The organism is Victivallis sp. Marseille-Q1083 (assembly GCF_903645315.1).
In the GTDB taxonomy this organism is placed as follows: Bacteria; Verrucomicrobiota; Lentisphaeria; order Victivallales; family Victivallaceae; genus UMGS1518.
Window position 1 is genome coordinate 3,330,095 of the sequence record NZ_CAHJXL010000001.1, and the last position, 19,136, is coordinate 3,349,230.

Here is a 19,136-nt window from a genome sequence, read left to right on the forward strand (position 1 = left end):
ACTAAATTGTAAACAAACAACATTGTATAGGGCCGGTTATGATTTTGAACAATGAAACAGCCGAAGTATCGCCGCCGCGTATTGAGTTCCGGATTGGCAATTTGACTTTTGACATGTTGAAACGCGACCCGCGCCTGTGGCTGCTGGCCCTGCGCCGCCGCTGGTGGCTGCTGTTGCTGCTGCCGGCCCTGACCACCACGCTGGCTTTGATTTATCTTTTGAGCCGGCCGCCGCAGTATGAAAGCCGCGCCGTGTTGCTGCGGCAGGCGCCGCGTGACTACAAGGACAACGGCCTGCCGGAAGGGTTCAGCCAGTTGCAGATGGTCGATATCATCAATCTGATCCGCCGTCACGGCAATATGACCAAAACGCTTTCGCGGTTGCAGTTGGACTGGTCGCTGCAGGCACTGTACCAGCACACCGAGGTCAGGCAGCCCGCCAAGCAGTCGAATATCATCTACCTGAGCGCCCAGGCCAGCTCGCCGGAGCTGGCGGCCAATATCGCCAATACGCTGACCAATGTCTTTCTCGACGACTACCGCGCCCTGCTGCGGAGCAACTTGATCGCGCTGCAGGAAGCCAACGCGGCGAACCGCCAGAAACTGCAGACGGCGCTGAGCGAGCAGCAGAATAGCTATCTGGCGCTGCTGCAGGAAAATAAGATGATCGCCTTCAGCGAAGTCTCGAACTCTTTGCAGCTCCAGATTCAGACGATCGAATCCACGCTGCTGCAGCAGGCTTCCCAGTATGAAACCTATGCCAGTCAATTGGCCATGCTGCAGCAGCGGCTGTCTGAGACGGAACCGCAGATCAAACGGACGGAAGAGGTCAGTACGGCGCAGCAGACCGAGCTGGAAGCGAAAAAGTTGGAGTTGGTCACCAAGCTCCAGACTTATACCGAGAAAAATCCGATCATCCAGAAATTGCGGGAGGAAATCCGGCTCAAAACGGAAGAGCTGGCCAAGAACGGCGATCAGACTTCGACGAAAATCATCTTCGGCGATAATCCGATCTATACGACACTGCTGGCGGAAGTCACCAAACTGGAAGCGGCGATTACCGGCAACCGGAAGAGCATGGAGTACTACCGGAAGGAGCTGGAGAAGTTGCAGAAACGCCGGGAAGAGTTGAGCAGGCTGCAGCCCCGGGTGATTGCGCTGGAAGACCAGATCGATGCGACCAAGCGTTCGCTGGACCGGCTGGACGAAGCGCAGCGGCTGCTGGATATGTTCCTGCAGCGTTCCTATTCGGATGTCAGCGTTACCGAGGACGCCATCGTTCCCGACCGTCCGGTCGGCCGGGGGCGGGTTTTTGCTGGCGATGTTCATTTTGCTGTTGATTGAGTTGTTCAATTTGACCATTCGCTCCAAGACGGATTTGAGTGAAGCGCTGCATTTGGAAGTGATCGGCGTCTTGCCGGAAAGGACGCCGAAGAACCGGGTTGACTTCTACAGTGCGCTGCAATCGATGGTCGCCAGTTGCGATGCGACGCTTGCCGGGGCCGAGCGCCCGGCGGTGGTGATGATCGGCACGTTGTCCCAGAAGGATTGGGATGAAGGATTGTTCAATGAAATTCTCGAAGTGCTGGCGATCAAGGACATCAATTTTCTCCGCATCCGTTCCGGCGAGGAGCCGTCCAGCACGGAATGCCGTTATTTGTTGAACGATTATCTGTACGGCCTGGCCGATACGCCGCCCCGCCCGGAAAAAACGCAGCATCTGTTCTTCAAACTGGACGATCTGGCGTTCATTGCGCCGCCGACGCCGGCCCGGCTGCTCGAGTTGCGCCGCGCTTTTCAGGATTACGACGTGATTCTGTGGGAGCTGTTCGAATATCAAAGCAATCCGCAGTTGTTCCAGCAGCTCAGCGCGGTGGCCGATCTGGTGGTGCTGCCGGCCACTTACGGCAAGACCGGCAAGATTGCCACCGCCGGCTGCCGCAATGCGCTGCAGAAGGCGGCGGAACACGCCGTCATCGGCGGTTTGCTCTACAACATTGAATCCAAATATTATCACTGGGTGAATTGAATGAAACTTTTGATCTTGACGTTGGGCCTGGCGTTGCTGGCGGCCGGTTGTGCGGACCCGGTATTCGGGCCGATGGCCATTCCGGCCGAATACGAAGTCGTCAGCGTCGCTCCGGAAGAACTGGCCGACCGGACCGAAGAACTCAAGCTGTTGCAGAATCTGGAAATGCCGCCTTACCGCATCTGTCCGCTGGACCGTTTCAATGTTTCCGTCTATGAACATCCGGAAGTGGATGTCAAGGATATCGTCGTCACGCCGGACGGCTTTCTGAGCCTGCCGCTGGTCGGGCCGGTCAAAGTCGGCGGCCTGACGCTGGACGAGGCCATCAAAGTGGTGCGGGACGCCTATGCGGTATTCATCCGCAATCCGAAGGCGGCGCTGATTCCGATCCATATCAACGGCTACGCCTTTACGATCACCGGCCGGGTGCAGACGCCGGGCCGGTTTCCGATAGCCGGCACGACCCGGCTGCTGGATGCGATCGCCATGGCGCGCGGACTGGACCAGGGCTTGTTCAACGGCGACACGGTGGAATCTGCCGATTTGGCCAATGCCTACATTTCCCGCGACGGCAGGTTGCTGCCGGTCGATTTCCGCAAGGCGCTGCTGGAGGGCGACGCGTTGCACAACATTCCGCTGCAGCACGGCGATTATATCTACATTCCTTCGATCATGAATACCACCGTCTGCGTGCTGGGTGAAGTGCGCAACCCGACTTATGTCGGATTCAAGGAGGGGATGACGCTGCTGAAAGCGCTGGCTTTCGCCCGCGGCCTGACCGACGAGCACAGCAGTTATGCGCAGATTATCCGCGGCGGCCTGCAGAATCCGACCTTGTACAACGTCAATGTCGACAAGATGCTTGCCGGCAAGACGATGGATTTTCCGCTGGAGCCCAACGACATCCTCTATTTCCCCAAAGGCGGTTTGTCGGAATACAACGTGCTGATCCGCAAGATCATGCCGACACTTCAATCGCTGAGTATGATGGCCGGACCGTTCGGCAATCCCTCTTCGGCATATCTGAACGATTGAGCGACGGATGCCTCCGATCATCAAAACTCTGCTCTTCGTCCTCATCCTGTGCGGGGTGATCCCGATCGGGGTTTTGTTGGCGCGCGCCAGGAGCTACTGGCGTGATTTTTTCTTTTTCGTCATGATTTTTTTCACCTGCTACGGTTATGCGGTGCACATCATGCCGTGGCCGGATTACACCGGCACTTCCCGCGGCTTCGCGTTGTCGATGGTGGATATTGCCGGCTGGGTTCTGCTGTTCAGCCTGTGGCCGAACAGCCGCGGCCGGTTCAACTGGTATCCGCCCGGCTGGAGTTTGTACTGGCTTTACGTCATCTTCAGCGCCATCTCGATCTTCAACGCCCAGCTCGTGTTGCCGGCCGGTTTCGAAGTCTGGAAAATGGTCAAAATGTACCTTATTTTCGTGGCGACCTACAATTATCTGGATTTGAAACGGAACTTCTGGCCGTTGGTGAACACCTTCGCGGTGGTGACATTTTTCATGTTGCTGGTGGGGCTTTATCAGAAGTATTTTACCAGTTATTATCAGATTCCGAGCACGATGCCGCACCAGAACAGCCTGGTGATGTACGCCACGATGTTCGGTACGGTCTTTCTGGGTACTTTGCTCAATGAGCGTTGTTCGAAGTTTCAGTATTTTGTCCTGCTCGCGGCGTTCGGCAGCGCATCGCTGCTGATTCTTTTCGCGCTGTCCCGGGGAGGATTGATCTGCTATATTTTCGGCGTCGCTTTAACTGCCGGCATTACGCTGCTGTTCAACGGTTTTACCCAGCAGCGGGTGCTGGTGCTCGGCAGCCTGGCGATTCTGGTGGCGATTCCGGCGATCATTTATGCGCCGCACCTCTACAACCGGTTTGTCAATGCGCCGGAAAGCTCCAAGCTGACCCGGATCAATCTGGCCAAGGCGGCCGTCCGGATGGCGAACAGCAACTTTTTCGGGATCGGCCTGAACAACTTCAGTGAGAAGTCGAGTCCGCGTTACGATTACAACAAAGAACAGAACAGCACGTTTTTCGTGGCCAGGGAGGACCAGGGGGCGATCGTCGAAACCACTTATCTGCTGGTGGCGGCCGAATGCGGCTGGGGGACGTTGCTCATTCTGCTGTGGTGGCTGTTCTATTATTTCCGGGTCAATTTCGGAAACCTGCTCGCTTACCGCCGTTTGCCGGGGTTCGGCATGACTGCCGGTTTGTTCGGCGGTCTGGCCGCCAATTATGTGCAGTCCGCGCTGGAATGGGTGTTGAAACAATATAACAATTACTACCAGTTGATGATAATGTTCGCCGTTGTGGCTCTGATGCTGACGGTGCGCAAGGTCAGCCGCGGCTGCCGGTAATCCGGTTGTGGCGGTAAAAAAATGGCCGGCTGAATGCCGGCCGTTTTTTTGGGCTTCCGCCGATCTGTCATTTGTTTTCGGCGGTTTCGGCCGGAGCGGCTGCGGCCGGTTCGGCCACGGTATTTTCCACGGTGACGTCCACCGGTTCCGCTACCGGCACGGCGGCGGGATTTTCCGCCGGCCCGGCCGATTCCGGCAGCAGCATGATCTGCAGGTTCGTCTCATCCAGGCTCCAGGCGCCGGAAGAGAACAGGCCGATCATCGGAAACAGGAAAATGGACCCCAGCGCGTCCAGAGTTCCGGTCCGGTTGAAATGATAGCCGATGACCCGGCTGTAAGGCACGTAGCCTTTGCGATAGACCGACAGCAGCAAATCGCGGTCGCGCGCCGCCTCGATGAAAATCGGCGAATAGTTGTAACGCATGCCGTTGGCAATCAGCGTCGCATCGGCCGGTTCCACGTTGATCGCCACGATCTGAGTCGAAGGCCGGAATGCCGAACACCCGCACAAGCCCAGCATCACCCCCGCCATTCCCGTCAATAGAATCCGTTTCATCTTCAATCCTCCGTCATTAAATGAAAGAAATCTCCAATCCATTCCGGCCGTTTGGCCGGAACATAATTGCTCAAAAAGCAGGCGGTCGACCCGGCATGTTCCGGTTCATACCCGTGCATGCCCGGCAGGGCCGCCCGTCCCATGTCCGACGGGGCGAACTGCCACCCCGGTTCCAGCAGATAGATTTCCTCGCCGTATTTCCGGTCGGGAAATGCGATCCCGAATGTCTGCTGTTCCTCCGCCGACAGCCAGCGTCCGTGGCCGAGCGCCGCCATCGTTTCCCGGATGGCCGGGCGGGCCGCCGGATCGGGAAACCAGAAGCGCGCCATCGTCGCGTCCAGAAAAGAGACGTATTCTTTTCCCCAACGCAACGGCAGACGCGCCAGCGCCGCGTTGCCGTCGACCGTGCCGGCCAGCGGCGTCATGCCGTGGTCGGAAATGACGGCGAATTCCACCGTCCGGTAATGTTGCCGGGCCGTTTCCAGCAGGGCGGCCACTTTGGCTTCATAGCGTTTCAGTTCCGCTTCGACGGCATCCGGTTCGGCGATATGCCGGTGGAGAAAACCGTCGAGGCTGCCGCAATAGAGAAAACCGTATTGCAGTTGTCCGGTTTTCAGCCGGGCGGTCATTTCGGCGAAATTGTCGTCGGACGAACACCGCCAATTGGAAATGCAGGCGTTCCGGCCGGCCCAGCAATCGGCCAGATTCTTTATCGGCGCCAGGCCGCCGGGAACGAACAGATCCCGCTTTTCACTGTAATCCAGCAGGGGCAGGCGTTCCCACGGGACGGCATACAATTCGAAATAGCCGGTATAACCATAATATTTTTTGATCAGCTTCGACAACCAGTGCCGTACCCGATGGCGGTCGAACAACGCTGCCGGCAGCAGACGCGCCGGCAGGAGGCGGAACAGCCGGAACGGCGAGGTTGCCGGTTGATAAAAGAAAAAGCTGAACTGACCGTGCTCCGCCGGCGGCCGGCCGGAGAGGATGGTCGGCACCGCCCCGGCTGAATAACCGAATTGAGTGCGCACCGGGCAGCGGACCGGCAGGAAACCGCCGCCGAAATTCCAATGTTCGGTCAGCGTCCAGCCCAGGGCGTCGATGAACACGAACAAGCGAACTTTTCCATCCTTCATCTCTTTGCTTCTACGCCTCTTCTGTTGCCGGTTTTATCGGATTGGCTGCCGACGGAATTCAACTCCACCCGTCATAATATAGTTGTGCGGCCGCTTTTTACAAACAGCGGAACAATGTCTGCTGCGCCGCCGCCCGGAAAAGAATAGCCGGTTGGCGTTCACTCGGTGAAAACGGCGGGCCGGATATACACCAGTTGGGCCGGATCGTTGTCGAACTGCTGATATGTGGCCCGCAGCAATGGCTGGCCGCTCAATTGTTCCAGATAGACGACCCGGGGACGTACCGGGGCGGGAAGCAGCGCTTCCAGCGGCGGCCGGTCATAGGCGAACGCCGCGAAGTAATTGCCGTCGTATGCCGCCAGACAGGAAGCCGCATCGCTCTGGTTCAAAACCCTTTCGATGCCGGTCGGCTGCCACTCCGCCTGGAATTCCACTTCGAAAAGCAGCAGTTCATGGTTGCGGCCGTCGAATAAAACGGCCGCCCGTTCACCCGGCTGCGGTGCCGTTGCCGCCTGGGCCGCCACCGCCACGGCGGTCGGCACGCAGCGCAGCCGCACCGTTTTCCGGCCGAAAGCCAGACCGGTGATCAATGCGGCGGCCAGCCGCATACCGGTAAAACTGCCGGGGCCGGCACCGATCGTCCAGCGGTCGATTGCGTCGACCGCGATCGATTCGGCTTCGAGCCGTTCCGACATCCACGGCAACAGGCCGGCCGCTTCGCGGCCGCGCATTGGAGATTGGGAATCGATCAGCATCCGGCCGTCGGCGTCGGCCACCGCCAATACTGCCGCCGGGCCGGACAAATCCATCGCCGCCTGATAAAACATCGTTTATTCGCTTTCTTTCATGATCTGGTCGATCAATTGCCGGTTGGTCAGCGCCTTCCGGACCAGCTTGGTCCGGCCGTTCAGGACCAGTACCTCCGCCGGCATCGGCCGCAGGTTGTAGACGCTTCCCATCGAATAGCAATACGCGCCGGCGTTGCGGATCGCCAACACATCCCCTTCGCGGATTTCCGGTATCGCGCGTTGTTCGGCGAACCGGTCGCCGGTCTCGCAGATATTGCCGCAGATATCGTAGGTCTGCGGCGTGCCGTCCGGATTGCTCAGATTGTCGATTCGGTGATAAGCGCCGTAAAGCACCGGCCGGATCAACTGCGGAAAGCCGGAGTTGCAGCCGGCGATACAGCGGGAACGATTTTTCTTCAAAGTATTCACTTCGGTCAGCAGACAGCCGGCTTCGGCCACGATATATTTGCCCGGCTCGAAGCACAGCGTCAGTTTCCGGCCGTAAGCATGGCAGAACGCTTCGAAAAGTTCAGCGATCGTCCGGCCCATGGCGACGTAATCGATGCGCGCTTCGTCCGGCCGGTAAGGCACCTTGAAGCCGCCGCCGAAATCCATGAACTCCAAATCCGGAAAACGTTGCGGCGTGACCAGCCCCATCAAATTCTTCATGCTCTGGAAAACCGATTCCGTCTGCTGCAGCCCGGAACCGGTGTGTTCGTGAAGGCCGGTCACTTTCAGCCGGTATTTCCGGGCGATTTCGGCGGCGGTGTCGACATCGTCCATCAGAATGCCGAATTTGGTCAGGTCGCCGGCGGTCATCGTCTTTTCACTGTCGCCGTCCCTGACATCCGGATTGAACCGCAGGCAGACCGGACTGCCGGGGTAGGCTTTGCCGAATTTTTCCAGCCGGGACAGCGAGCCGATGTTCATCAGCACGCCGAGATCATGCACCATCGCCACTTCGGCATCGGTCATGTTGTTGGCGGTATAGATGATGCGTTCTCTGCTGAAACCGGCCCGGAGTCCCAGCAATACCTCGGCCGGGCTGACCGTGTCCAGCGACGCGCCGGCCTGCTCCAGCAGCCGCAGCAGCGCCGGATTGTAATTCGCCTTCATCGCATAATGGATGCGCAGCTTCGAATAAGGGATGAAAGCGAAGAGATCCCGATAGCACTTCAACACCTGATCGCCATCGTAGACGTACAACGGCGTGCCGTATTCGGCCGCCAGCTTCAGCAGTAAATTCCGATCCAGACTCATGACTGCAGCAACTCTCCCCCCTGTAATATTAATTTGACGCCGGATAGCTGGAGATGACCGCGATCATCTCCAGCGGTTCGGTGCCGACGCATTTGATCGAATGGCCCGCTCCGTTGCCGGTGAGAATGGTATCGCCCGGCTGCAGCCGGACGGCGGCGCCGTTGTCGTCGGCTTCGGCGGTGCCTTTGACGATGACGAAAACTTCCTCCTCGCCCTCATGCCGGTGAAAACCGATGGAACAGCCCGGATTGAGCGTCAGGCGGGCGAACATCCGGTTCGGCGCCAGCATTTCGCTGCCCGCTTCCCAGAAATGTTCGATTTTCACTTCCCCGTTGCCGCCGCGCATTTCCCGGCGCCGGTCGACCCGGTATTCTCCCTCGCGTTTGATCATTGGTTTGCCTCCCTGGCGTTTGCCGACAACGGCCCGAAAATATTACCGTAACGGTTTTCATTCAAAGCTTCGATGTAAGCGCTGATTTTCGTGTAGGTGCTGCACGGGTCGATGGTCCGGTCCATGCAGTCGCCGTCCAGCACCAGCAGCGGTATTTCCGCTTTGTTCAGTTCTTCACGCAGGTGTTTGATGAAGGAGCTGTCGGACATCGAACAGCGGCCGAAGCCGTGGTTGTACAGGATGCAGCCGTTGAATTTCGCCTCGCGGGAGCGTTCAGTGATCACCTTGACCCGCTGGGTCGGGTCGAGGAAGCCGACCGTCAGCATTTTGCGGGCCAGCGAACGGTAGGGATCAGTCGGGTCCAGCGGCTCCCAGCCGATGAAGTTGACTTCTTCGAAGACGATCGGCGCATGGCATTCCATTTCGATGTAGTCCAGCAGCGAGCTGTCGTAGAACGGCGGCAGGTGCAGCCACAGGATGCGGTGCGTATCGTCGATGGCGATCGTGTCGCCGATTTCGTCGCGCCGTTCCTGTAATTCGCGGTACAGGGTCTTGTTGATCTCCACCAGATCCCGCTTGCCCCAGGACTGGGCGAAAATTGCCGCGTAATAAACCGCCTGGGTGCCGCGGATCAATGGCGGGCTGTTGAAACGCAGCTCATTGCACAGCTTGGAATAATAGCGCGCCTCGTTGGACAACTCGCATGCCTCGGCCAGCCGTTTGGAATCCATTTTGCGGCCGATGCGCTTTTCGATCATGCTGACGGCGGCTTCCAGTTCTTCGGCGACGTGTTCGACTGCATGGCTGCTGGTGCTCAACGGCGTATGCAGCGAAAAGAAATTCTCTTCGACATCATAGGTGCGCACCAGGTCGCGAAAGATGCGCTCGCCCTGCTGGCACGGCTGCGACGTGGAAACGCCGAAGACCGGCTTGGGCAGCTCAGTTCCCTCCAGCACCCGCAGGAACGAGCAGGTTTCGCCGGAAAATCCCTTGCAGGCGGCCCGGTCGAACGCTTTTTTGATCCGGCGCTGGCCGCGGGCGAACAATGCCGCATAGGTTTCCAGCGTCAGCATCCGGACGTCCAGGGCGTTGAGAATTTCCGCCGGAAAGAACAGATTGCGCCAGACCAGCGGCGCGTCGCTCGGCGACAGGAAGTCGGCCTTGGTGCTCTTGGCCCGCAGGGTCACTGATTTCAACTGTTTGGGCGATCCGAAGTAATCGATATTTTCCTTGAGCTTGCCTTTCAGCTCGGTGAATTGCCGGGCCAGGCAGGCGGAACCGAGGGCCCCCATGACGCTGTGAAATTCCGGGATGATGATGTTGTTGCCGGTAATTTCCTTCAGGAAATAGGCGACGGCCCGGTTGTAGGCGACGCCGCCCTGGAAGATGATGTCACCTTTGTAATTGAGAAAAAGTTCGCCGACGCCGGACATGATCGTCCGGGCCTGCGCCCGGCAGGCGCCGCCGATGATTTCGCTCAACGGATAACGGTTTTTGAATTTGTTGATCGACGTGGCGCTCAGCACCGCGCAAACCGAAGAGAATTCCAGGTCGCTGTCGTAGTTGGCGCGGTCGGCCATCTCTTCGACCGGGATGTTCAGCTTCCCGGCGACGCTGTCGAGAAACGCGCCGGTGCCGGCGGCGCAAATGCCGCTCATTTTGGAATTCCACATGTGCATTTTCGGATTGTAGATCATCGCCTTGCTGTCCTGGCCGCCGACGTCGAGAATGGCCCGGCAATCCGGATAATAATGGCGGGCGCCGGCCACATGCGCCGACACTTCGCTGACCCGGAAATCGTAGGGGATGAAACGTTTGGTGTCCTCGATGATCTGGCTGCCGGTGACCACAGTGCAACTGATTTTATCGAAACCGTCAACACCGGCTTCCGCCAGGAAGTCGTCGATGGTCTGCCGCAGCGCGCCGAAGTTGCAGGCGCCGCAACGGGAGCAGGCCCCCGAACAACGGATTTTGCCGGAGCCGACCGGCCGCGTCCGCTGATAGAGCGAGTGTTTGACCTTGCCGCGGCCGGTCAACAGGACCGCCTTCAACGTGGTAGAACCGATATCGATGCCCAAATACAATTTTTCCATAATCTGTGGTCCGCAAAATATTTTTATTCAATATAATCGAATCAATATACCACTTTTATCGATATTTTCCAGCGCGACAAGAAAACAGCGCTTTAAAAATGATAATTCTTCTTGAATATATCCGATCGCAGGATGCCGGGCGGAACCGCCGTCCCCGCGCAACATGCCGCGGGCGGTCCGGACCGCCCGCGGGGAGGAGAGGGCGGCGAGGAGGAAAAAGTTGGCCGCCGGCGCGTGGCATGTTAATTTTTATGACTGATTTGCGCCGGCGAAACGCCGGGCATGGATCATTTGACGAAATAAGTCTTCAGCGGCGGAAAGCCGTTGAATTCCACCGAGGAATAGCTGCTGGTATACGCGCCGGTGCTCAACCAGTAAATGCGGTCGCCGATCGCCAGGTCTTTCGGCAGCCGGTTGCGGAAATGTTCGTACATGACATCCTGGCTGTCGCAGGTCGGACCGGCGATGATGAAATCCTCGGTCAATTCGCCGGGGCGCTCGCAGTAGATCGGATATTTGATGCACTCGTCCCAGGTTTCGGTGAGCCCGTTGAATTTGCCGGCGTCGATGTATGCCCACCGGTCGACGCCCAGTTTCGTTTTGCGGGAAACCAGGATGACTTCGCTGACCAGCACGCCGGATTCGCCGACCATCGACCGGCCGGGTTCGAGAATGATTTCCGGAAAATCCTCGCCGAAATCCTCCTGCAGATAGCGGTTGATTTCATCGGCGTAAACGTTCATCGAATTGATCTTGGAGATGTAATTGGCCGGGAATCCGCCGCCCATGTTGATCATTTTCAGCTTGATGCCTTCTTCGGCCAGGTAGTCGAAAATATAACGGACTTTGGCGATGGCCGAATCCCAGGTGCCGATGTCGCGCTGTTGCGAACCGACGTGGAAGGAGATGCCGTAAGGCTCCAGCCCGAGTTCGCGGGCCAGCACGAGCAAATCAATGGCCATATCCGGATGGCAGCCGAATTTCCGCGACAACGGCCAGTCGGCGGTTTCGGCTCCCTCGGTCAGAATTCGCAGGAATACCCTGGAGCCCGGCGCCTCCTGGGCGAGCTGGCGGATATCGGCCTCGCTGTCGGAAGCGAACAGCCGGACGCCTTTTTCATAGAAATAACGGATGTCACGCGCCTTTTTGATCGTGTTGCCGTAGCTGAGCCGGGAGGGCTCGACGCCGAGCGACAACACCCGGTCCAGTTCATAAACCGACGCGATGTCGAAGTTGCTGCCCAGGTCCCGCAACAGTTCCAGCACCGGGATGCCGGGGTTGGCTTTGACGGCGTAATAGACTTTGGCGAACGGAAATTGGTGCATCAATTCGGCATATTGTCGGGCGACCACATTCAGGTTTACCACCAGAAACGGAGTTTCATGCCGATCGGCTTCTTCCCGGATCGCATTCCAATCGCATTTCGAATAATAATCCAGCGGGTGAACTCTCATTGTTGTGTACCTTTTGTTTTGAAGAGCATTTCCATTGCTCTTGAAAAAAAATTAACCATTGAAAAACCAATCACTCAAAGTCGGATTTGCCGCTGGTTTGAGAAAGCCGCCCCTTATGTTCGTCCGTTGCTCTTTTTTTTACTGAGTGATCCAATACACAAATCAACAATTTCAAACGATAAGTTGTGAAAATGCCGCAAATTCCGGATAATACAAATTATAAAATGAAAAAAACGTGAAAAAAACCGCATTTTCCTGAACTATTCATTTTTTTCCGGCCCGGTGGTTGAAAATCCCCCGAACGGGGTTCATTGTTATGGCGAAGGACAGCGGAGCGTGGCGGAAGCGATCCGTAATTTTATTTTTTTTCGAAGCTGGAAGCGGCTTGGTTTTGGAAACGCGGGAGGTATTGAAATATGGAAAAAATGGTGATTATCGGCAGCGGTCCGGCCGGGCTGACGGCCGGAATTTATGCGGCGCGGGCGGATTTGTCCCCGTTGCTGCTGGCCGGCACCTTGCCGGGCGGATTGTTGACCCAGACCAGTGAAGTGGAGAATTTTCCCGGCTTCCGGCAGGGCATCAACGGCTACGACCTGATGATTGAAATGCAGCAGCAGGCGGAGCGTTTCGGCACCCGGATCGAATATGAAGTGGTGGCCGGAGCGGCGCTGACCGACGGTTGCGTTCAGACCCTGACGCTGGAATCCGGCGAAAAGATCGAGACGAAAACCTTGATTATCGCCACCGGCGCTTCGCCGCGCTGGCTCGGCTTGCCCAATGAGGAACGGTTGAAAACGCACGGGGTGTCGGCCTGCGCCACCTGCGACGGCGCTTTTTTCAAGAATGTTCCGGTGGTGGTCATCGGCGGCGGCGATTCGGCGATGGAGGAAGCGAATTTCCTGACCCGTTTTGCCAGCGAAGTGATCGTCATCCACCGGCGCGATCAGTTGCGCGCTTCGAAAATCATGGCGGAACGTGCCCTGAACAACCCGAAAATCCGTTTCGTCTGGGACAGCAAAGTGGTCGATGTCCTCGGCGAAACGGAGGTGGACGGCGTGATCGTCGAAAACATCAAGACCGGCAAACAGAGCGAAATTGCCTGTAAAGGGTATTTCGCCGCGCTGGGACACGATCCGAACACCGGTTTGTTCCGCGGTCAGATCGATGTCGACAGCCATGGTTTCATCCTGTTGAAGGACGGCAAAAGCTGTACCAACCTGGCCGGGGTGTTTGCCGCCGGCGATTGTGCGGACAACGCCTATCGGCAGGCGATCACGGCGGCCGGCATGGGCTGCCGGGCGGCGATGGATGCCGAGCGTTATTTGGAAATGATGAAGCAGTAGTAAGCCGGCTCGGGTTTGATGGATGCACAAAATGCCGGGAGTGCCCGGCATTTTTTTTCCGCCCGGTTGCTTCAGCAGTATTCGACCGGGTAGGGGGGGATGGAGTCGAGGAAGATTTTGCCGTAGCGTTTGGAAACGATGCGCCGGTCGAGGATGACGATGATGCCGCGATCGGCCCGGCTGCGGATCAGCCGGCCGACGCCCTGGCGGAATTTCAACACCGCTTCCGGCAGGCTGTAATCCATGAAAGAGCTTTTGCCGGCGGCTTCCAGCCGTTCGCTGCGGGCGGCGATCAGCGGGTGCGACGGGACGGCGAACGGCAGTTTGGTGACGATGACGTTGCTCAACGCTTCGCCGGGCACATCGACGCCGGTCCAGAAGCTGTCGGTGCCGAAAATTACCGAATCGATGTCGCTTTTGAACTCTTTGAGCATCGCCGACCGCGACAATTGCTCGCCCTGGATCAGCAGTTGCAGTCCCTGGTCGAAGAAAAAGCTTTTCAACTGGTCGGCGCATTGCCGCAGCAATTGATAGCTGGTGAACAGCACGAACGCCTTGCCGTGGGTGCGTTCGATGAAACGCGGAATTTCCCGGAACAGCGCCTGCTGGTAAGCCGGTTGGGTCGGTTCCGGCATCTGGCGGGGGATGCACAGCCTGACCTGTTCGCTGCTGAACGGCGAGTCCAGTTGCAGTTCGGCGCCTTCACAGAACCCGACCCGGCTGCGGAAATAGTCGAAGCGGTTGCCGACCGTCAGCGTCGCGCTGCTCAGGATGACCGGAAAGGCCTGCCGGAACAACTGCTCTTCCAGCATCGCCGCCACATTCAACGGCGCCGCCAGCAAATTGATGCTGTCGCGCTGCCGCTCAATCCAATAGACGTGGTCCGGCAGCCCCATCTGAAGGAATTGGGTGATGCCGTCGATGAATTCGTCGCACCAGGCGACTTTGCTGGACAGCTCCGCCTTGTAATCCTTATCCTCCTGCAGCTCGATATAGTCGGCCAGTTGCTGGCGGAATTTGCCGAGCGCCGGCGTCAGATTGTCCGGAAACAGGTTGGGCTCCCGGAGCCGCAGGATGGTTTCGCCGGTTTCTTCCAGGCTCCGGGCGATGACGCCGAAGAAAAGGTTGATTTTCTCCCGGATCTCGGTGATTTCCCGGCGCAGTTCTAGCGCTTCCTCGCCGCCGCGCAGTAGCAATCCTTTGGCGTTGTCCGGATTGAACAGCCGGTTGAAAAAGCCGGTCAGACCGTTCTGGGAAATCGCCAGGCCGAGATGTTCGGCGGCATTGTTTTCCAGCGTGTGGGCTTCGTCGATGACCACCGCACTGTAGGCCGGCAGCAGCGAGGCGTCGGATTGCCGGCGGATTTTCAAATCGGTCAGGAACAGAGCGTGGTTGGCGACGATGATATCGGCCGCTTCCCATTCCAGCCGGGCGCGCCAGTAAAAGCAGCGGCGGTAATGGCCGCAGCGCTGGCCGCGGCAGTTGCCGCCTTCGCAGCAGACGTAACTCCAGGCCAGATTGTCCACCCGGTGCTGCAGCGAATCGCGGTTGCCGTCTTCGGTGGTCTCCGACCAGCGTTTCAAGCGGTCGATTTCCAGGGTCAGCGACGGCAGCGGCAGGAAGTGGTCGCGCTGGTCGCCGGTCAGCATGCTCAGGCGGCGCAGGCAGAGATAGTTGCCGCGTCCCTTGGCCAGCGCCGCCTTGAATTCCAGGCCAGACAGTTTCCGCAGCAGCGGCAGGTCTTTTTCGATCAACTGTTCCTGCAGATTGATGGTTTCGGTGCTGACGATGACCGGCTGCGGCGCCTGATGGGCGTAGAGCAGCGCCGGCACCAGGTAGGCGAAACTTTTACCGACGCCGGTCGGAGCCTCGACGCATAAGTTGTGGTTTTCGGCCAGTGCTTCGGCGGTTTTTTCGGCCATGATTCCCTGTTGGGCCCGGTATTCATAGGGCCGGCCGCCGAAAGCCGCCGCCTGTTTCAGCGGCCCGGTCGGGGCGAAGAACATCCGGGTGCCGCGCAGAATCAATGCACCGTCGATCGGCACCGGTTCCGGCGGTCTCAGCTCCTCCGGCAGATCCCCGGCCGGGATGTAGTAGTCTCCCAGATCAACCATGCGCCGTTCAACCTTCGGAACCTTTCTCCATGAAGGCGTTCAAGGCGGCGATCGCCTCTTCCTGGGTGACCGCCATCTCGTCGATCAGCTCGGCCAGCTCCTCCGCTTCGGACTCCTGCAAAGTGTTGCCCGGCGCATTGAGCAAATCCAGCAGGTTGCTCAGGTACAGCGCGCTCTCCGCCAGCCGGCGCATCTCACTCTCCGGCAAATGGTCGGTTTCCACTTCCAGCGCCTGCAGCGTGTCGAAAAAAGCGGTCCGCTCGTCGACGAGGTCGAGGATCTGGCTGCGGAGTTCCGCTTTCGCCTCATCTTCGTAGCGGTTATAGGTTTCACTGAGATTTTCCCAGCGCTCTTCCAACTGGTTCAGGAAGCTGACTTCCTGCGCCTCGTCGGCAAAGGCGAGTTTGCGGTCGCCGAAACAGCGGCTGAAAAAGCTGTCGAACGCCAGGTCGCGCCGGAAACATTGGTCGAGCATATAACTGTCGACTTCGGCGGCGGTCAGCGTCGTGCCGATGTCCCGCAGGATGTCGTTGAAATTCGAAACGTTGCCGCGGGAGATGCTCACTTCATCCGGGACCAGCAGTTCGTCGTCGCGGGCGAAATCCTTTTTGACCAGCACGGAATGGCCGGAATTTTCGACGTTGACGGCGATCGCTGAAGTGTTCTGGATATATTCGTCCAGCGAGGCCGAGGTGTTGCCGAACAATGCGGCGCCGCCCAGGAAATAGCCCCAGCGCAACTGGTCGGTAATTTCCAGATAATCATCGAAACGGTCGATGACCTGCTCCAGGGCCGTGTCGAACGCCTTGATCCATTGCTTGACCGCCTGATCCCGCCGTTCCAGGCTGCTCAGGTACTGGAAACGGAACACGCCGTCTTCCCAGTTTTCGACGGTCAGCAGCAAGGCGTCACCGCTGCTGAATTGATTCTGCCGGTAAAATTCGGTCAGGTCGAAGACATTCAGCTCCACCGTCTTGACCGGGGCGGCGTCATGGTTCAACAGCGCCGCGTTAGCCGGACTTTCGGCGATGAAAAAGTCGAACAGCTGCTCGGACCCGAGCAGCAGATGATAGTGGATGACTTCCGGCAGTCCGGCGTCAAAGCGCCGGGTTTCCAGCTCCCGGCCGGCGTTGCTGCTCAACAGCGTCACTTCCGACGGGAAGACGTCTTCGGCGCAGAAGGCGGCGAAACGGTGCCCCGGCACCAGAATGTTGTGTTCGATCTCATAGTCGTCCGGCGTGACGACGAAACATTGGCCGTTGAAGAAGCGTTCGCGCAGCGAATAACTGCCGTCGGCGAAATTGCGGAACAGGCGTTCATGGCCGTCCAGTTCGCGTTCGAGCCGTTCGAACAACTTTTCACGGTCTTCGTCGGTTTCCATCGCCGGCAGCAGGCCGGCGAGCTGGGCAACGGTGATTCGGCCGCCCGGCGCGGCGGCAAGCGCACCGTTCAGGACCTTTTCAATTTCTTTCGGAGTAATCATCGGCGCCATGGTCTTACCTCCACTAGTTGTCAAATTCGCCGCTGTAGGCGGCCATCTGCGTTGCCAAAAAATTCCGGATGCAGCGTTCGAGTTCCGGCTGTTCCCAGGTTTTGAGCGTCTCAAGCGGAATGGCGTCTTCCAGGCGGAACGGACCGCTCCGGAGGCGTCGCAAGCGGAACAGTGCGGCGCCGCAGCCGAGCCGGCGGCCGATGTCCGCGCATAAAGTCCGGATATAAGTGCCTTTCGAACACTGGACCGTGAAATCGCAGTAAGGCAGCTCGATTCGGGAAATTTCGATCGATGCGATGCGGATCGGTTTCGGTTCGCGGGAAACCTCCAGCCCCTGACGGGCCAGCTCGTAGAGCCGTTTGCCGTCTTTTTTGACGGCCGAAACCATCGGCGGCGTCTGCAGTTGATCGCCGATGAAACCGGCGATCGTCCGGCGGAGTTCCCCGGCGGTGACCGCTGAATAATCGTGTTCGGCGGTGATGTTGCCGTCCATGTCCTGCGAATCGGTTTCGGTGCCGAGCAGCAAGGTGGCCTGGTAGGTTTTGTCGTGGCCGCTGAGTTTCTGGCTCAGGCGGGTGAATTGATTCAGCACGACGACCAGCAGGCCGGTGGCGGCCGGGTCGAGCGTGCCGCAGTGGCCGACTTTCGGAATGTTGAACCGGCTGCGCAGGAAATTCACGACGTCGAAACTGGTCCATTCCGGCGGCTTGTCGATCAGCAACACCCCGTCGGTGAGAAACGGCGGGAAACGATGTTTGGTAAAACGGTGGCGCATCAAAACAATTCCTGAATGTGTGCTAGTAAAATTTGTTCGGCCGCCTCGAATGAGCCGGCTTCGATGGTGCAGCCGGCCGCCAGTTCGTGGCCGCCGCCGTTCAGGGCGCGGGCGACGGCGCCGACCGACAAGGCCCGGTCCTTGCTGCGCAGGGAAACTTTGTAGGACCCGTTGCGTTGGCTGAGCAGCGCGACAACCCGGGTGCCGGCGGTGGCGCGGACGGTGTCGATGACTCCTTCGGCATTTTTCAGGTCGATGCCGTGGCGCTCAAGCAGTTCCGGCGTGACGACGGCACAGGCGAACTGGCCGTTGCAGTGCAAATGCAGATGGTGCCGGATCAAATCCGCCTCCAACTGTTGCTGGTTCAACGGAATGTTGAAAAATAAATCGTTGACCACCTGCGAATAGTCGGCACCGAGTTCCAGCAGGCTGGCGGCGTGCCGCAGCGTATCCGGTTTGGTGTTTTCAAACCGGAAGCCGCCGGTGTCGCCGATCAGTCCGAGCATCAGCAGGGTGGCGGCCGCCGGCGTCAAGCGCCATTCCGGCAGTTCCCGGCTGATCCGGTAGATGATTTCCGCGCTGGCGGCCGCGGCGGCGTCCAGCAGAGTCGGCGCGAAAAGACGGTTGTCCGGATGGTGGTCGATGACCAGCAGCGGCCGGGCCGGGGCGCGCAGGTCCCAGCCGTCGGGAACCGCCGCCCGTTCCGGGTTCGGCGTGTCCAGCAGGACCCAGCCGTCGGCTTCGGCCAGATCTTCCGCCCCGGCCAGAGCTGCCCCGGCATAATAACGCCGGTACTGGCATCCCGGCGTCTCCTGAAAATAAACCGCGGCCCGGCGGCCGTTGTCGTTCAAAAAAGCGGCCAGCGCCAGGCTGGCGCCGACCGCGTCCGCGTCCGGCCGTTCGTGGGCGAAAATCAGCAGGCGGCGGTGCCGTTTCAGAAAATCGGCGGCGGCCGGGTAATCAATCTGTGCTTTCGCCATTCTTTTCTTCCTGCTCGTTCAGCAGTTCCAGTATGCGGTCGCCGGCGGCCAGCCGGTCGTCGAGCCGGAATTCCAGAACCGGCGTGTTCTTGAACGACAGGTTCGCCCCGATGTGGCGTTGGAATTCCTTCCGGTTGTCGGCCAGCTCCTGCTGGATATCGCGCCGGACGGCGGCGTCGCCGCCGAAGATGCTGACATAAACGACCGCGTGGCGCAAGTCCACCGAACATTTGACTTCGGTGACCGATACCAGAACAGCGCGGCCATTGGTCCTCAAATTCCGTTCAATCAGCCCGGCCAGTTCCCGCTTGAGCAGCGCGTTGACCCGGGTAAGACGGTCGACTGTTCCCAT

The 19,136-nt window shown here is 58.7% G+C and carries 17 protein-coding genes; 5 read left to right on the forward strand and 12 right to left on the reverse strand.

Annotated features, from left to right (window positions below; translation table 11 throughout):
• Nucleotides 1–44: 44 nt before the first annotated feature.
• Genes HWX74_RS13735 through HWX74_RS13750 form a run of 4 tightly spaced genes read left to right on the forward strand, consistent with a single transcriptional unit; the run spans nt 45 to nt 4,399 of the window.
• Nucleotides 45–1,343: a Wzz/FepE/Etk N-terminal domain-containing protein gene (locus HWX74_RS13735; RefSeq protein WP_176014074.1), complete on the forward strand. Its 1,299-nt coding sequence runs from the start codon at nt 45–47 to the stop codon at nt 1,341–1,343.
• Nucleotides 1,321–2,028 carry a hypothetical protein gene (locus HWX74_RS13740; protein WP_176014075.1) on the forward strand — a complete coding sequence of 236 codons (708 nt, stop codon included), beginning with the start codon at nt 1,321–1,323 and terminating at the stop codon, nt 2,026–2,028. Before HWX74_RS13735 ends, HWX74_RS13740 begins: the two co-directional genes overlap by 23 nt.
• Nucleotides 2,029–3,063, forward strand: coding sequence for an SLBB domain-containing protein (locus HWX74_RS13745; RefSeq protein ID WP_176014076.1), 1,035 nt, complete (start codon nt 2,029–2,031; stop codon nt 3,061–3,063).
• 7 nt (nt 3,064–3,070) lie between these two features.
• On the forward strand, nt 3,071–4,399 hold the full coding sequence (locus tag HWX74_RS13750) for an O-antigen ligase (protein WP_176014077.1): 1,329 nt from the start codon (nt 3,071–3,073) through the stop codon (nt 4,397–4,399).
• 67 nt (nt 4,400–4,466) lie between these two features.
• Here HWX74_RS13750 and HWX74_RS13755 read toward each other — a convergent pair whose 3' ends face one another.
• From HWX74_RS13755 to HWX74_RS13785, 7 genes are all read right to left on the reverse strand, one after another.
• Nucleotides 4,467–4,955 (reverse strand): hypothetical protein, encoded by a 489-nt coding sequence (locus HWX74_RS13755; protein ID WP_176014078.1) that lies wholly within the window; start codon nt 4,953–4,955, stop codon nt 4,467–4,469.
• 2 nt (nt 4,956–4,957) lie between these two features.
• Complete coding sequence (locus tag HWX74_RS13760) at nt 4,958–6,094, reverse strand: alkaline phosphatase family protein (RefSeq protein ID WP_176014079.1); 1,137 nt, start codon at nt 6,092–6,094, stop codon at nt 4,958–4,960.
• Between the two features lie 158 nt (nt 6,095–6,252).
• Nucleotides 6,253–6,921: a tRNA (adenosine(37)-N6)-threonylcarbamoyltransferase complex dimerization subunit type 1 TsaB gene (tsaB, locus tag HWX74_RS13765; protein ID WP_176014080.1), complete on the reverse strand. Its 669-nt coding sequence runs from the start codon at nt 6,919–6,921 to the stop codon at nt 6,253–6,255.
• Between the two features lie 3 nt (nt 6,922–6,924).
• The gene (lysA, locus tag HWX74_RS13770) at nt 6,925–8,142 is read right to left on the reverse strand and encodes a diaminopimelate decarboxylase (RefSeq protein ID WP_176014081.1); all 1,218 of its coding nucleotides are present in this window, start codon (nt 8,140–8,142) and stop codon (nt 6,925–6,927) included.
• A 28-nt stretch (nt 8,143–8,170) separates the two neighbouring features.
• A complete protein-coding gene (locus HWX74_RS13775) occupies nt 8,171–8,533 on the reverse strand; it encodes a cupin domain-containing protein (protein WP_176014082.1) in 363 nt (120 codons plus the stop codon).
• A complete protein-coding gene (locus tag HWX74_RS13780) occupies nt 8,530–10,626 on the reverse strand; it encodes a 2-hydroxyacyl-CoA dehydratase (RefSeq protein WP_176014083.1) in 2,097 nt (698 codons plus the stop codon). The genes HWX74_RS13775 and HWX74_RS13780 overlap by 4 nt, the downstream gene beginning before the upstream one ends.
• A gap of 287 nt (nt 10,627–10,913) precedes the next feature.
• Nucleotides 10,914–12,080, reverse strand: a complete 1,167-nt coding sequence (locus HWX74_RS13785) for a type III PLP-dependent enzyme (RefSeq protein ID WP_176014084.1) — start codon at nt 12,078–12,080, stop codon at nt 10,914–10,916.
• A 416-nt stretch (nt 12,081–12,496) separates the two neighbouring features.
• Between HWX74_RS13785 and trxB the strand changes: the two genes are divergently transcribed.
• Nucleotides 12,497–13,423: a thioredoxin-disulfide reductase gene (gene trxB, locus HWX74_RS13790; protein WP_176014085.1), complete on the forward strand. Its 927-nt coding sequence runs from the start codon at nt 12,497–12,499 to the stop codon at nt 13,421–13,423.
• 71 nt (nt 13,424–13,494) lie between these two features.
• Here the strand turns inward: trxB and HWX74_RS13795 are convergent, their stop codons facing one another.
• The 5 genes from HWX74_RS13795 to rbfA are packed head-to-tail and all read right to left on the reverse strand — an operon-like array spanning nt 13,495 to nt 19,136.
• Nucleotides 13,495–15,537 carry an ATP-dependent DNA helicase gene (locus tag HWX74_RS13795; RefSeq protein WP_176014086.1) on the reverse strand — a complete coding sequence of 681 codons (2,043 nt, stop codon included), beginning with the start codon at nt 15,535–15,537 and terminating at the stop codon, nt 13,495–13,497.
• A gap of 7 nt (nt 15,538–15,544) precedes the next feature.
• A complete protein-coding gene (locus tag HWX74_RS13800; RefSeq protein ID WP_176014087.1) occupies nt 15,545–17,029 on the reverse strand; it encodes a hypothetical protein in 1,485 nt (494 codons plus the stop codon).
• A 13-nt stretch (nt 17,030–17,042) separates the two neighbouring features.
• On the reverse strand, nt 17,043–17,804 hold the full coding sequence (gene truB / locus HWX74_RS13805) for a tRNA pseudouridine(55) synthase TruB (RefSeq protein WP_176014088.1): 762 nt from the start codon (nt 17,802–17,804) through the stop codon (nt 17,043–17,045).
• Nucleotides 17,804–18,784 carry a bifunctional oligoribonuclease/PAP phosphatase NrnA gene (locus HWX74_RS13810; protein ID WP_176014089.1) on the reverse strand — a complete coding sequence of 327 codons (981 nt, stop codon included), beginning with the start codon at nt 18,782–18,784 and terminating at the stop codon, nt 17,804–17,806. The genes truB and HWX74_RS13810 overlap by 1 nt, the downstream gene beginning before the upstream one ends.
• On the reverse strand, nt 18,765–19,136 hold the full coding sequence (gene rbfA, locus HWX74_RS13815) for a 30S ribosome-binding factor RbfA (protein ID WP_176014090.1): 372 nt from the start codon (nt 19,134–19,136) through the stop codon (nt 18,765–18,767). Before rbfA ends, HWX74_RS13810 begins: the two co-directional genes overlap by 20 nt.